At 35.6% G+C, this 16,884-nt stretch carries 5 protein-coding genes; 3 read left to right on the top strand and 2 right to left on the bottom strand.

What is annotated here, in order from left to right; genetic code table 11:
* The first annotated feature begins 98 nt into the window (after positions 1 to 98).
* From BUB95_RS12120 to BUB95_RS12110, 3 genes are all read left to right on the top strand, one after another.
* On the top strand, positions 99 to 4,874 hold the full coding sequence (locus BUB95_RS12120) for a T9SS type B sorting domain-containing protein (RefSeq protein ID WP_083573375.1): 4,776 nt from the start codon (positions 99 to 101) through the stop codon (positions 4,872 to 4,874).
* A 154-nt stretch (positions 4,875 to 5,028) separates the two neighbouring features.
* Complete coding sequence (locus BUB95_RS12115) at positions 5,029 to 7,149, top strand: elongation factor G (protein ID WP_073086825.1); 2,121 nt, start codon at positions 5,029 to 5,031, stop codon at positions 7,147 to 7,149.
* A 12-nt stretch (positions 7,150 to 7,161) separates the two neighbouring features.
* On the top strand, positions 7,162 to 7,542 hold the full coding sequence (locus BUB95_RS12110; protein WP_073086823.1) for a hypothetical protein: 381 nt from the start codon (positions 7,162 to 7,164) through the stop codon (positions 7,540 to 7,542).
* 67 nt (positions 7,543 to 7,609) lie between these two features.
* Here BUB95_RS12110 and BUB95_RS12105 read toward each other — a convergent pair whose 3' ends face one another.
* Positions 7,610 to 8,599 (bottom strand): PorP/SprF family type IX secretion system membrane protein, encoded by a 990-nt coding sequence (locus tag BUB95_RS12105; protein ID WP_073086821.1) that lies wholly within the window; start codon positions 8,597 to 8,599, stop codon positions 7,610 to 7,612.
* Positions 8,600 to 8,628: 29 nt separating this feature from the next.
* Positions 8,629 to 16,842 carry a T9SS type B sorting domain-containing protein gene (locus BUB95_RS12100; RefSeq protein WP_073086819.1) on the bottom strand — a complete coding sequence of 2,738 codons (8,214 nt, stop codon included), beginning with the start codon at positions 16,840 to 16,842 and terminating at the stop codon, positions 8,629 to 8,631.
* Between the last annotated feature and the right edge of the window lie 42 nt (positions 16,843 to 16,884).

Raw genomic sequence — 16,884 nt, 5'->3', positions numbered from 1 at the left:
TTTTTTTTTATGTAAAACCTATTGATAATTAACACAATACACTATTTGATTTAATATCAAAAATTCAGTTATTTGTATGAATTACCAATCATACCTACATGAAACGCCTCAACCTACATTTCCTCATCGTTTTTTTATTTAATCTCTTTTGTTATAGTCAGACCACCGTGGTCGATTCAGTTTTCGAACAAGAACTTATTAATTTAGGAATAGACACTAATGGTGTTACTGGCGATATTTTAGATGTCGATGCCCAATCTGTCACCGTGCTTAACTTAAGTGGTGCAACTAACATTACCGATATAACAGGAATTAATGCTTTTGTAAATGTTACCAATCTAGATTTGGGAAATAATCAAGTCGCAGTGGTTGAGCCTACAGCGTTGACATCTTTGCTTCATTTTAGAACTAATGCTAATGAGGTGTTATCATCTTTAGATTTAACACAAAATACACTTTTAGAAACGTTCTATCTCCATGGAGATTTTCCAAATGAGCCTCCAATAACACAAATAGATTTATCTCAAAATGTTAATCTCGTTTCTATAGATGGTGATTTTTTAGATTTTGTAACAGATTTTATTTTTCCGACAACATCTACTAGCTTAACCAATATATCGCTCCGTTATTTGTCAGACCCATTAATCGATGTTTCTGCATTCCCTAATCTAGAGGTTTTTAATATAGGAGGCTGGCGTAGTAATGTTGATATTGTTTTACCAGCAACAAATACACTAAGAGACTTACGTATTACGAGCATAGAGATACCTACAATAGATTTATCTGTATTTACCAATCTAGAGAATTTGTATTTATGGGGAACTTATGTGCAGAATTTAATTTTACCAAATTCTAACGCTTTCACGGATATTTTTGTCATTTTACACGATATCCAAAATCCTTTGGATTTTTCTGTAGCTCCTAATCTTACTGATATAGATATTACGTCTAATCGAGATACACCGTTAGTAGTAGACTTAACGCAAAATCCAGTTTTGGAGGATTTAGATTTATCCCGAAACGACATGAATTCAATTGATTTAACCCAAAATTTGCTTTTAGAAACGCTAAGGTTAAATGTTAATAATTTCACCAATTTAGATGTCACTCAAAATGTTTTATTAGATAGGTTTGATGCTTACAGTAATCAGTTGCCAAATGTAGATTTATCTCAAAACACTGTTCTTAGATATTTAAACTTAAATGACAATCTAATTCCAAATATAGACGTAACGCAGAATGTCGAATTACGTTCTATAAGTATTAATAACAATCTGTTAACGACAACAGGTTTCGCTTTAACACATAATATAGACCTTACGAGTTTAGATGTATCGTACAATCAAATTGAGTCTTTAGATATTACACAAAACGTTGAGCTGTTTTCTTTCGATTTATCTCATAATTTGTTTCCAGGTAATGATATTTTGAATCAATTCTCCACGATTGTAGCAAATCAAGGCAGACTTAGAGGTCGATTAATTGCTAATAACAATTTATTAGAAGGGCCAATTCCAGACTTTTATGGTTTATACGACCCAACCATTCAGACCAGACGATTTGAACTATTTATAAATGAAAATCGATTCCATTTTGGAGATTTTGAAGCACAACATCTTGGTTTAGTTAGTCTTTTGACTACGATGTCTATTGGTCCTTCGCCAGACGTTGTGATGCGCGAATATTGGTACGCACCTCAAGCTCGCGTAAATAATATTGAAAACTTTACCGTCAATGCTGGTGATGACATTACCTTAACTACAACAGTTAGAGGCGAGCAAAATCATTATGTCTGGTTTAAAGATGGCGTGGTAATTCCAGATGCTCCAGATGCTCCAGAATATACAATTACTAATGTAAATAGTTGTGACCAAGCCGTGTATCATTCTGAAATAAGAAGCGATTTAGTGCCTTTTGAAAACGCAAATCCGCCAGGTACAGGTGGAAAAAATTTATTGTTAAGACGAAACAATATAACGCTCAACGTCGTTTCACCAGCCGAAACGTGCAGTAGTTTAGTGACTCCAATCGCTGGAAGTACAAATATTCCTTTAAATCAAACTATAGAATGGACGTCTAATGCTGGTGCTTGCGGTTATATATTAAGCATAGGTACAACTTCTGGCGGAACTGATATTTTTACTGGTGATGTAGAAGATGTAACGTCTTATAATATTGGAACGAATCTACCACCTAATACTCTAGTTTACGTAACAATCACGCCATATTTTGCCTCTGGAAATGTGTTGACTTGTGATAATACTGCAGATACCTTTACTACAAGCGCTATAGAATCTCCAATAGTTTGTACCGCCTTATTGCCTGCTTATGCTAGTGCCACCTTACCAACTTATACAAATTTAGAATGGTCTCCTGCTGATTTTGCTATTGGTTATTTCGTGACTATTGGAACTACACCAAGTGGAAACGATATTTACGATATGTTAGATGTTGGTAATACAACAGTATTCAATCCACCATCGGACTTTATGCCAGGTGAGACATATTACATTACAATAACGCCGTATAATGGTCTTGGCAATGCTACAGGTTGTGTTAATGAATCTTTTATGACGGAATCCATGGGATTAGCCTGTACAAATCTTACATCGCCAAGTAGCGGCGATATGGATGTAGCAATAGATGCTATTTTAAATTGGAATTCGGTCACCGGCGCAACAGGCTATACCTTAAATGTCGGAACAAGTTCTGGTGGTACAGATATTTTTTCAGGAGATGTTGGTAATGTTTTAACCTATGATTTGCCGAGTAGCTTTCCGCAGAATACAGAAATATTTGTTACAGTTGTTCCTTACAATGCAACCGTAACTGCCATAAACTGCACTGAAGAATCTTTTACCACAGTACTTTTGCCGCCTTCATGTACCACAATTACATCACCAGCAAATGGTGCTACAAATATTGATATAAATGCCTCATTTGTATGGGATGCCGTTGCTAATGCATCTGGATATACTCTTAATGTAGGAACAACAACAGGTGGAGCAGAACTATTTAATGGCGATATAGGTAATGTTACGACATATACTTTGTCAAATGAATTACCGCAAATTACCGAGATATTTGTAACTGTCATACCTTACAATGCTTCAGGAAATGCTTCGGGATGTAATGAGATTTCATTTACAACAGAGTTACTAGTACCAGATTGCACAACAACTCTATTATCACCAGCAGCATTAACGGATGTCCCTATCACAACTAATTTACAATGGGATACGACTGCTTATACAGACGGTTATATTTTAACAGTTGGAACAACTCCTGGTGGTAACGATATTGTGGATGCAGAAGATGTTGGCAATACAAACAACTATACGTTCGCTTCAAATTTACCGCAAGGCGAAACTATTTACGTTAATATAATACCATACAATGCAATAGGTAACGCTATAAATTGTGCTGAATATAGTTTTGTAACAGAAATACTTCCTGTCGGATGTTCATCAATTATATCTCCTGCCCAGTCTGAAATAAATGTAGCTTTAGATGCAATTATAACTTGGTCTGCAGCAGAGAATGCAAATAATTATGAAGTTCTTATAGGTACAGGTTTACCCGGCGCATCAAATATTTTTAGTGGTATTGTAGGAAATGTGACTTCACTTAATTTGCCTAATGATTTACCGTCTAATGAGGAAATTTTAGTTCAGATACAAGCGTTTAATGATATCACAGGAGCACAAGGCTGTGTAAATGCATTTTCTTTTACAACAACAGAAGTTATCCCCGATTGCACCAATCTAATAGTTCCTATTGATGGTTCTACAGATATTTCTATTACTACTGGCTTACAATGGGATGCCGTTACTAATGCAACAGGCTACATTGTTAATGTTGGTACACAACCAGATGGAACAGATATCGTTAATGCGGTAGATGTTGGTAATGTGACGACTTATAATTTCCCTTCAGATTTACCACAAAACACAGAAATTTTTGTTTCAATTCACCCATATAATTCAGCTGGTGTAAATATGTTTTGTGTAGGACCAAGTTTCACTACAGAACTTTTAATACCCGAATGTGCTACAATTTCATTGCCGATGAACGGAGCAATAGATGTTGCTGTTAATACTGAAATTAGTTGGAATAGTGTTCTTTATGCTGATGGTTACATACTTAATATTGGGACATCAACCGGAGTAACTGATGTTGTTGATAATCTAGATGTAGGAAATAGCACTTCAATAACGTTATCCGAAGATTTGCCAAGTGAAACCACATTATATCTTACAATTATTCCTTATAATTCTGAAGGCGAAGCTATTGGCTGTAACGAGATAGTTTTTGAAACTGAAGTTATTATCCCAGAATGTACCGAAATGATTTCGCCTGTCAATAATGTGGAAGATGTTTCGGTAACTACTTCGATTTCTTGGGACATGATTAATAATGCAGACGGCTATGTATTATCTATTGAAACAGAAGACTTAGATACCATTGTTGATGGCGTCGATGTAGGTAATACAACGACATTCAATCCAAATACAGAATTACCAGACAATACGGTAATATTTGTAAATATTACGCCATATAACGAAGCTGGTAATGCTTTAGATTGTTTTACGTTTCAGTTTACAACTGAAAATAGACAGATAATTATCCCAAAATTCTTTACACCAAATAATGATTCTAATCACGATTATTGGCGAGTAGAAGACCCTCAAAACGAAATAAAGCGTATTTATATATTCGATAGATTTGGCAAGCTCCTAAAAACATTATCGCCTACATCTGTGGGTTGGGATGGGCAATTTAATGGCACACCATTACCTAATAGTGATTATTGGTTCCAAATCGAACGTTTTGCAGGCGTTAACATAACAGGTCATTTTACGTTAAAACGTTAGTTAAGCGTTATTACATATGTTCACTTTTAATAATTAGAATGTTCTAAGATTTAATTACCGAAACCTAACAGGTGTCATATTTTTTACGATTTATCAGAGTTACCTTTAAGAGATTATTTTTTTCAAGGAATCGTTAACTGATAAATCAAATTATATGAAAGTATTTGACAATAAACACATTAAAAATGTGGCTTTTGTTGGTGCACATCGCTCTGGCAAAACCACACTATCTGAAACCATGCTCTATGAGGCAGGTTTAATTAACAGACGTGGCACTGTAGAGCAAAAAAATACTGTATCCGATTATCATGAGTTTGAGCACCAACGCGGTGCTTCCGTTTTTTCTACACCTTTGCATACCGAATGGCGCAACTATAAAATAAATATTATAGATACTCCTGGGTTAGATGATTTTATAGGTGATATTATATCTGCTATTCGTGTATCAGACACTATTGTTACGGTGATTAATGCCAAACATGGTGCAGATATTGGTACAGAAATCATTTGGAATTACGCAGACCGTTTTCATAAACCTACATTATTTGTTATTAACAAAATAGATAGTGAAAAAGCCAATCTTGAGATGAGCTTTAATAGCCTTAAGGAATTGGTAGGAAATAACGCGGTACTAATTCAATATCCGGTAGTTATTGATGATGCGCAATGTATAATAGATGTACTAAAAATGCGCTGTTATAAATTTGGGCCCGAAGGCGGAAAACCAGAAAAGCTTCCTATCCCAGAGGCACAATTAGACTATGCCAATGAACTGCATAATATTTTGGTAGAAAAGGCTGCCGAAAATGATGAAGAGCTCATGGAATTGTATTTCGACAAGGGCACACTTAACGAAGACGAGTTACGTAAGGGAATTAAGCTAGGTATGCTTAATCACGATATGTTTCCTGTATTCTGCGTTTCGGCATTAAAAGACATGGGAACAGGTCGTTTAATGGGCTTTATAGATAATGTTGCACCTGCAGCCGCTGATTTAAAACCAGAACAAACGATTGAAGGGCAACTAATTACTCCTGATGTAAGTGCAGATACCTCTTTGTTTGTTTTTAAAACAATTTATCAACCTAACTTAGGACAAATCACGTTCTTCAAAGTTATGTCTGGTGAGGTTAGCTGCAACGATAAGCTTTTTAATACACGTACTGGAGAATCTGAAACCATCAATCAATTATACATAATGGATGGTAAACAAAAGCATTCAGTAGAAAAACTTACGGTCGGAGATATAGGGGCGACTACCAAATTAAAGTTTACCGAAACTAATGACACCTTAGCTACAAAAGCCGAGGCAGGAACTATTAGACCAATAAAATATCCACAACCAAGATTGGTTAAAGCAGCCTTTGCAGCAGATAAATCTGAAGAAGAAAAACTCAGTGAGGCATTAAGACGTATTCACAGTCAAGATTTAACAATAGATGTAAGCTACAATAGCGAAACCAAACAAACTTTGGTAGGCACTCAAGGCGAATTACATTTGGCAACACTTACTTGGCTTTTAGAGAATATTTATGACGTAACACCTCGATTTGAAACGCCAAAAATTTCTTATCGCGAAACTATTCAGAGAAGCGCAACAGCCAATTATAGACACAAAAAACAGAGTGGCGGCTCTGGGCAATTCGGCCAAGTACATCTTAAAATAGAACCTTATTTTGAGGGTATGCCAGAACCAGAAGGTTTCTCTTTGCGTGGTAAAGAAGTGGTTGATTTGCCTTGGGACGGAAAATTAGTGTTTTATAATTGCATCGTAGGTGGTGTTGTAGATCAGCGCTATTTACCTTCTATAATGAAAGGTATTTTAGAAGTTATGGAATCTGGACCTTTAACAGATTCTTTTATTAGAGATGTAAGAGTTATTGTCTATGACGGAAAAATGCACCCAGTAGATTCTAATGATATTTCTTTTAAGATTGCTGGAGCGCACGCCTTTAAAGATGCTTTTTTAAATGCAAATCCAAAACTTTTAGAACCTACTGAGAAAATGGAATTACGTCTTCCGGAATCAATGATAGGAAATGTAATGACCGAATTGCAAAGCCGACGAGCCATTATCCAAGGTATTGATACAGAAACGCATTATCAGATTTTAAAATGTGCAATTCCGAGTGTAGAGCTTTCAGATTTTTCAAGTCAGTTACGTTCAATTACACAAGGTCGTGCCACATATACTTCAAAATTTGACGGTTACGCTGTTGTACCGAATCATATTCAGAAAGAAATTATACAAAAACGAGAATTATTAACCGTATAAAACCAAAGAGATATGCAAACTAAATTAATGTATTTAAGCGATTTAAAGTTTAATATAGATACTTGGAAACGTGAACTACGTTTTCATTTTAACGAGATGGATACATTTCAAGAAAAACTTGAAGAGATTGTAAAACGCGAACAAGACCCTATGGTGTTAGTAAAACTAGAGGTTTTTCAGAATAGAATAATGATAGAAAAAGATGCTATTTCTAAGCTTTTGCATAGATGTAGAAATAAAATGGCCAATATCATTAATGCTGATATTAATGAGAATATAGATGGTCGATTACAAAATGAACAAAACACCTTAAAAGAAGATATGCGCACATACATAAAACTGCATTACGAGCTTAAGGAAGAAATGATGGACTATTTCTTAGAAGTGCTTTAAAAACCTAACTAAATCAATTACCAAAAGCCATAGATATAAAAATTTATGGCTTTTTTTTATTGTTTAATTATTGATATTTCCAATAACGTCTTGCACCAGTAGTACAAGCACAATTACTAGCATTTTGAAGAAAATCAATACCAATGGTAATCATATGTGTACCAGAGTTATATGCTGCTAAATCGTTTATGGTAATTTGATAGGAATACGCGAAATAAAATTTATTCATCATTATTCCTGCCATTGGACCAATATTTAAAGGCTTTAGTATTTGGTCATTAAGAAATCGGTAAGAACCACCAATCCAATAGTAATCGCCTTCACGATTGGTAAACTTTCTATATTTAAAGTTTACATCTGTACTAGAACGTCCATCACTATTAAAACGTTGATAGAAAACTGATGGCTCGTATTCAACCATTCTACTTTGTTCACTTTTAAAAACCATTCCTGTATAAGCTTGAAAATTTAGTAAACTGTTTGGTTCTACACCTATGAAAGGATTTACATCTTTTTCTAAAAGATTATTAGCATTAAAGCTGAAAAAGAAGTTTCTGTTTCTGTATAAAAAACCAACATCGAAATTGTTATTACTTTGAGAACGGTCATCAATAATACTTGGGTCCACAATAGGAATATCAGGTGTGGGTTGAAAGTTTTCTATATCTATTCTAAAGCTATTGATATTATATGAAAGGCCTAATGATAAGTATTGTTTTGACTTATAGTCTAGTGTTAAATGGTGTGCGAATGAAAACTTAACACCTTTCTGTCTCGTGTTACCATTCTTATCGTTATATGCACTTACACCAATTCCAGAACGGTTAGATATTCTAAAATCTGCATACAACGCCTGATTGTCTGGAGCACCTTTAATTCCTACCCACTGCGTTAAACCATTAGCTCTAATTCGCATGTTGTCACCAATACCCGCAAAGGTTGGGGATATTACAAATTCATTATCGGCTAAATATTGTGTAAATACAGGTAAGTTAAGCTCTTGAGCAGATATATAGCTCGAGATAAATAGTAGGGTATATAGTAGATGATTTTTCATTTGGGTCTTGTTTAGTAGGTTTGGAGCGGTTAACGATAAAGGGTAAAATGGCCAACAAAAGATTCTGAAACGGTATCATCATTCGGTCTTACTACATACCAGTAATCTCCTGTAGGTAGTTCTGTTCCATTGTAACGTCCATCCCAATATTCTCCAGCACGATAGGTAGCGACTTTACGGCCGTATCTATCAAAAATGTCGAATTCTAAATTTGGATAATTCTCAATACATCCTGGTGACCAAGTGTCTACAACACCGTCTCCATTAGGCGTAAAATAATTTGGAATACATATTTCTATAAATTCACGTTCAACTTGGGCTATTGCTGTACAGCCGTTGGTGTCAGTTACTGTGACGGTATAAATTCCGGATTGGCCGATAGTGTAGGTGTTCTCAGCTCCGTAATCTTCTTCGTTGAATGTAAATGTATATTCTCCTGTACCACCTCCTGCTTCGGCTACAATTTGATTTAATTCTTCACCACCAGTCAAGACTAATGTCACAGGCTCATAAGTAGACATATCAAACAATTCAGTTCGTTGAATACATCCATTACTATGTCTAACATCGATATAATTATCTGATGTAGGCGGAATATCTGTGAATATATTACTTGCTTGATAAGGACCACCATTGAGTGAAAAATCAAGTTCAGACATATCAGTTATAGATTCGTCTACAGTAACAGTTACGGTATTGAATTGAGCGTTTTGCTCACAATTATATTCTACTTCTACAACAGGATTTATCCTTGCAGAATTTGGAAATGTAATATTCCATTCAGACTCACAACCTTCAGCATCTCTGACATAAACAATATGGTCGCCGCCTGATAAATTAGTGAAATCGAACTGCGTTTGCCCTACAGCACCCATAGTGTATGGTCCATCGTAGTTATCTAAGCTTACACTGTAAGGTGTTGTTCCTCCTGAGATATCTATACTAAATTCACCATCAGCATCACCGTCACAAACCTCAGGCAAAATCGAGTTAGGCACTAATCCCAATAATACCTGAACGGGTTCTGTGACAGTTTCAGTAAACGTTAAATAACAACCTAATTCGTCTTGTACAATAATATCGTATGTGCCAGGAGCGAGGTTGTCAAATACGTTTGTATCAAAAAACTGATTTAATTGTGGTGATATGGCATACTTAATTATACCTGTTCCTCCAGAAGCATTAATTGTGATTTGACCGTTTTCAGTTCCTGCGCACTGTACATTAATTACAGATGGAGTTGCTTGCAGTATAGTACTTGGTTCTGTTATACTAATAGAAGTAGATAAAGCTGTACAGTCACCACTTTCAACAAAAACAACATAATTTCCTGCAAGCAGCTCTGTGAAATAGCCTGGGCTATTTTGCGTTGCATTTATAGTGTTTCCTGAAGTATCTTGTAATGTATAAATGTAATTTCCTAACCCACCTGTAGCTGTTGCTGTGATTGTTCCTGTATTATCTCCAGCACAATTAATAGTTGGGTTTTGTGATTGAAGACCTACCATTAAGTCTGGAAGAGGGTCAATAGTGATATCATTAGAAACATTAGCTAAACAGTTGTTAGCATCCCTCACATAATAGTTATGAGTGCCTACCGGAACATCAAAAGTTGTTGAAGCGTTGAATGTGCCTAATATGGTTGAAAAACTACTATCCATACTATACGAATATGGCGCAGTTCCGCCAGAGGCACTTAAAGTCAATGTAGCTTCCGTTAAGCATGTTTGGTTTGTCGCTAGTACTAAGTTAGCATTAATAGGACTAGGCTCGTCAATTGTCATTTCTATTGATGTCATTGTACAGTCAAATCCATCAGTAATGGTTACTGAGTATGTTCCGGCTGATAAATCGTTAAATACATTAGATGTTTGCGGTCCAGAAGTTGTGACTACAGGAGAAATCATATTAAGTGTATAAGTATAATTTTCCCCTTGGCCTCCCGACACTGTGCTTATAGTTATACTTGCATTAGCGTCACCAAAACAATCTAACATAGTCGTACTTGGCGTAAACGTAGCGTTGATAAGTGTAGGCTCTTCTAAAGTAATATTTTCTGAAACTACACAGCCTTGAGCATCTCTAACATTTACGGTATAGTTACCAGCTGATAAATCTGTGAATGTTCCATTAGGAGAAAACGCTACAGTCGCATCTCCTGTTAGCTCATATTGATAATCTCCCCAACCACCTGTAGCTATTGCAGTGATGGTTCCTTGATTATTATTACAAGTAACGTTAGAAGTTTCTGTTACATCTAGTAATAATTCTTCTTGTGGAGAACCTACAATTACTTCGGCAGTAGATGAACAAAATGGCACATCAGTTTGTATAATATTAACAGTGTATGTTCCTGATGTTAATCCATTTACTGTTATAGGATTTGTGGAGGTATTAGCCGCTACAACTCCAAAAACAGATGTATTTGAAGCATCAATGACCTCGTAAGTATATGCTCCAGAATAGTTAGTGACTTCTAAATCAAAAGCACCACTATTATCTCCAAAACAAGTAACAGAATTTGGACTTAGTGTAACGGTAGGCGCTATAGCCTCAGGCAATGAAACTGAAACATCTTCAGTACAACCAGTATTCGTATCTGTAACAGTAATATCATAAAGCCCTGAAGGTACTCCAGAAATAGTGTTACCAGTTATAACTATTGATGGTGGACTTGGTAAAATAGTATAAGTGTAGTTACCAGAACCTCCAATCGTCGTTAGAGTAATTTCACCATCATCATTATTACAAGTAGGTAGTGTGTTAACAGTAGGTGACAGGTCTAAAACAGGTAAAATATCAACGGATATTAAGTTGCCACAACCATTGGCATCATTAATCTCAACAGTATGAGTTCCTGATGCTAAATTTGAAATAGTGAAAGGAAAATTTTGCGTTTGAAAAGCACCTCCATCTATACTAATACTGTAAGGCGCTATTCCTGCTAAAGCTAAATCTACATCTATTTGAAACGTTCCATCAACATCTAAACAGTCATCATTTACAACAGCTGTAATCACTGGTGAATCATCCATTGGAAGAATTGTAGCTGGGCTTGTAACAATACAACCATAAGCATCTAAAACATGTACATAGTAAGTGTTTGCATCTAAATTAAATGTACTAGCCGAGTTCCAACCCGTATCAGTAGCTAACGGTGCTGTAGGTGTTGTGGTAATTTGATATTGATATGGCGCAGTACCATTTTCCGCAACTGCAGAAATAACTCCTGAGTTTGGATTACAATTTGCATTTTGATTTACAAAAACAGATAAGTCTAGAGGAAATTCTGATTCAGTAATGTTAAAAGGCGCAGTAACAATTCCACAACCCGCATTAGGGCCTGATGTTTCTACAATGGATACAAAATAATTTCCAAAAGGTAAACTTTCAAAGTCAGTAACTACTAAATTTCCATTAGCTGGAACTGTTCCTGTTGCTATAGTACCAATAGGAGTTAATGACTGCGATTCATAAACTTGATAACTCACATCAACACTAGTAGAATATATACTTTCAATAGTGAAAGACACATTACCATCTGCATTACCAGTACAGGTTATATTATTACTACCGAACGCACTTAAAGTCAAGGTTGAATTCGTAGGAATTGAAGCTGTAGCTGTTTCATAATAGGTACAGTTAGTAGCACTATCATATACTACGAATGTGTATTGTACTCCAGGGATTAACCCAGTAAATATAGTAGAAGCACTTCCTGCAGGATTCTCTGCCAACCAATTTGGGTCACCAACAGTATATGGTACAAATGGCTCTTGATAAATCGAAAAGAAAAATGGACCAGAACTACTTAATGCTGAACTCACAGCTATTGTTGCTTCACCGCCTGTAGAACAATTAACAGTTGGTGTTATAGTTATATCTAAATCTGATGGAGGTGAGGCTACTAAAACATCTTGAATTAAAACAGAGCAACCATTGGCATCTACGACATTGATTTGGTACAAACCAAAGTCAACAACATCAAAACTTACAGATGTTGACCCTGTAGCATTAAGCTCTGAATTGGAATAGCCATTAGTTCCTGTCACAAAGTAGTTATACGGAGCAGTACCTCCAGTTACATTGTTTATGATAACCGAACCTTGTGAAATACCAGATGCTGTACAAGTAATATCTACTGTACTAGAATTAACAACTATAGCATCAGGCTGAGATATTGTTACAGTTTGAGTATCCGTACAAGAATTTGCATCGGTAATAGTAACTGTATAGTCACCAGCTGGTAAGCTGGTGGTTTGGTTTCCATAATCTGTACTCGTAGTATCATTATTTACATTAATAACAAATGGCGGTGTACCAAGAGTATTATCAATTGTTATGTCTAAAGCACCTGTAGCTTCACCATTACAATTTATATTTTGGCTTTGCACTAATGCTGAAATTGATGGTGGTACTAATGGGTTTATTGTTAAAACTGAAGACAATGCAGTACATCCATTACCATCAGTAATCTCAAATTGATAATCACCTGCAGTACTTGTAGAATATGTAAATGTATTGCCTGTAGTACCTAAAGAACTAAATGTAGAACCGTTAATTGAAACAGCATAAGTATATGGAGCAGTACCGTTTATAGTACCTGTTATAACAGCATCTGGACTACCTGTACAATCTAATCCTTCAGTTAATACAATATTTACAGTAGATACTGGTAAAGGGTCAACAGTGTAAGACTCACTATAAATACAATCATTTTCATCTTGAACTTGAAACGTATAAGTTCCTGGTTGTAATCCATTAAAAGTAGGAGACGATTGATATGGTGTTGCTGAACCAGAAGGTGCTATAATTTGATATTCTAAAGTACCCGTGCCTCCAATAACATTTGTAATTGTTATATCTGTGGTATTAGCAGCACAATCAATAGGAGAGTGGCTAAAATCCATATCTGTTGGAGGATTTAAAGGTAAGATGGTAATCTGATTTGTTGTTAGTGTACAGCTATTTCCATCGCTTATAGTTACAGTATATGTTCCTTGCGTTAATCCAGTAAAACTATTTCCAGATTGAAAGTTTATACCATCTATACTATACATGTACGGAGCTGTTCCCCCAGAGACACCTGTAACTGTAATTGTTCCATTGCTAGTACAAGTATATGGAGCGCTTAATTCTGCTGTACCTGTGATTGGTGGATTTTCATTTATTGTTACATTTTGTGGACTTGTCGTACAAATCGCACCTCCAAATGTGTATTCTAAAACGACCATATAATTCCCTGCAGATAGTCCAGAAAATACATTTGAATTAAAAAATGTTAATCCATTATCAATACTGTACTGTATAGAGTTGCCATTTGCATTGCTGACGTTGATTGTAATAGTTCCATTATTATCACCTGGACATAATATGTCTGTAGTATTTACAGTGAAGTCTGGTGGTGAAGCTGCATCAACATTAATCGTTGTTGTGGCACTACAGTTGTTAGCATCTACAACAGTAATATCATAAGATCCAGCAGATGTTACTGTATATTCTGGAACAGTTTGGAAATCTGTAGTACTATTAATAAAATAGAAATATGGTGCAGTTCCGCCTTCAGGATAAATAGTTATTTCTCCATCTGTACAGGTTAAAGGTGTTGTCAGTGCTGCGGTTACTGTTAGTAAAGGTGGTTCAACAATTGTAACATCTTCAGAGTATGTACAACCATCTTCGGTAGTAATATTAAGGGTGTAAGTTCCTGTATTTAAGTTTTCAAAGCTATAAGTGTTCTCAATGATAGGTCCAACACTATTTACCAAAGTGCCACCTTCATAGATTTCAAATGTATATTGTGGTTCTACATCATTAGCAGAAATTTGAATACTCCCCAAATCACCATTACAAAGTGGTTGAGTAACTACGGTAGATACAGTAAAGTCACGTTCTCTAATTAAAACATCAGGAACAGTGAAAATACATGGGTTGGTAGTAATACCAACCTGTCTAATGTAAACGGTATAAATACCAGGTGTATTAACTGTAAATGCGTTACTAGCTTGATAATTTACACCATCGATACTATATTCATATCCAGAAGGTACATCATTAACAATAATGCTACCAGGCGTTGTACAAATGATATCTTCTGAAACAACTGAAGGCGCTAATAAGTTTTCGTATACATTAAAATAAAACTGAACAAAACAACCACCATCATAATTAATAGTTAATCGGTATTGACCAGCAGTATCGGCAACAAAATCAGGACCAGTTGCTACTTGATTCCAAGTACAAGCGCTATCTTCATTAGCACAATCATTATCAGCTACTGGAGGACAACTAGACTCATCTAATTGCTCCCAAATAATTGATGAAGCACCAGATATATCAGTATCTATATCTACAAAATCATCCGCGCCACATAAATAAATATTCGGTAATTCTTTACCGTCATTTGGACAAATAACCACCTCATCTGCAAAAGGTATAACAGGATTAGTTGTTGTATTTCCAAATAATTCAACATTAAACTGCTGAACAATTGATTGACATGGTGCATCAGCAGTATTAAAAGCATAATACGTCCCTGTATTACTTACTGTAATAGTTTGTGTAGAACCAATTACTGGAGTACCTGATGGACTTGTAGACCATGAATATGAAGAGTAACCATTAGCAGCAGTTAAATCTAAAGTTGAGCCACAAAGTACTTGGTCGTATTCAAATGTACAATCTAAATTAATTAGGAAATTAGTGGCCTGAGGCGTTAATAAACAACCTGTATTACTATTAATACTCGGGTCGTCTGTAATTTGAAAGGTTGGATTAAAAAATCCATTATAGGTTGCAAATGCTTGATTATTGATAATATTAGAACAAGCATCAGCTAATTGATTACATGTATCTACAGTTTGTACTTCGATACGAATTTCGTTGACTGGATCATTTTCTTCTACTAAATAATCCTCTACATCAAAAATCAATTCTCTAGTTGCAGGATTATAACTTGAAACTGTTACTCCAGCTGGTAGCACTAAATCTGTGGGGTGATTGTAAATAATATTGATTGGCAGAACATCTCTAATTTGAAGGTTAGTCGCATTATCATTTCCTGTATTCTGAAAACCAATAACATAATTTAAAGGTGTTGATAATCCTACACCTGTACCACCAATATTATTACCAGAATCATCTTCTACAATTTTTGTAAGTACAATGTTTGGTTCGATAATTTCAACTGCGAAAGCAAAGAAATAATTGAAGTAGGTATCCCCACTTGTTTCTAAGCGCACTGTAGCAGCAGTAGCGTCATTTGCAATAACTGTATTTCCTGGATTTGGAACAGCCATTACACCTGTGTCAAAACCTAATGTATTTGTACTGTTGGGAACTCTGTCATTTACAGGTGTTGCATTGAGCTGTGTTACCGAACTATTAAAAAAGTTTCCTACTGGTCTATCTACAGTTGATAATGGAACACCATTCAGTAATAATCTGTCTCCTAAAATTGGGCTATCACCTTCAAGCGTAGCAAATGCAAAATTTGCTCTAACTGGAGCAGGAGCTGGGACTGTTCTAAATCCTGATACAGGAATATCTAAATTAGGATTTCCTCCAGGAACACTGATGGCACTAAACCCATCAAAACTAGTAATGGATTTTCCTGGAAGTGTAGGGTCTTCATATACAACAAATAATGACCAACCGGCAGATTGTCCTGTACCATTATAAGGGTCGAAAGTAGAAGTTTCACCACGAGCAGCAGATACATTAGCAACGGTATAAGTTCCTAAATCTGTTCCTAGATTTGTTACAATATCTGTGACATCTGCAAAACAAGCATAAGAAAAACTATCTCCACCATCAACAGACGTATTGCCTGCATCAAAGATTATAGTCCCCGTAATATCATTATAACCACCTGTAGGGCCACTAAACCTAACATTGGTGATGGGTTCATCTCCTGCGGTAACTGCACCCCAATACAGACCAGCATAAATAATCTCGTAACAATTTGGATTTGGAATATTTAAATCCGCACTCGAAGAACTAAAGGTGCTTGCATCTCCATCAATATCAATATACTGCATATCGACATTGTGATTATAAACCGAATTATCATTAAAGGCATTGTTATCTGGTCCAAGGATATTATTTCCTATTAGAATAATATCTCCTTTTAAGTCTTGGTTGAATCTTGGGGTAAAAGGAACGTAATTTTGAGTGTAGGCATTTATGCCTATAAAAATCGTTACGATTATAGTAGTTATCCTAGAAAAAGTAGGTTTTTTCATGGTAATGTAATTTAGTTTTCCTTTATCTATCGGTCTTTGGGG

Origin of the sequence: Winogradskyella jejuensis, from assembly GCF_900129745.1 — a bacterium.
In the GTDB taxonomy this organism is placed as follows: domain Bacteria; phylum Bacteroidota; class Bacteroidia; order Flavobacteriales; family Flavobacteriaceae; genus Winogradskyella; species Winogradskyella jejuensis.
This window is presented reverse-complemented; position numbering and strand designations above follow the sequence as displayed.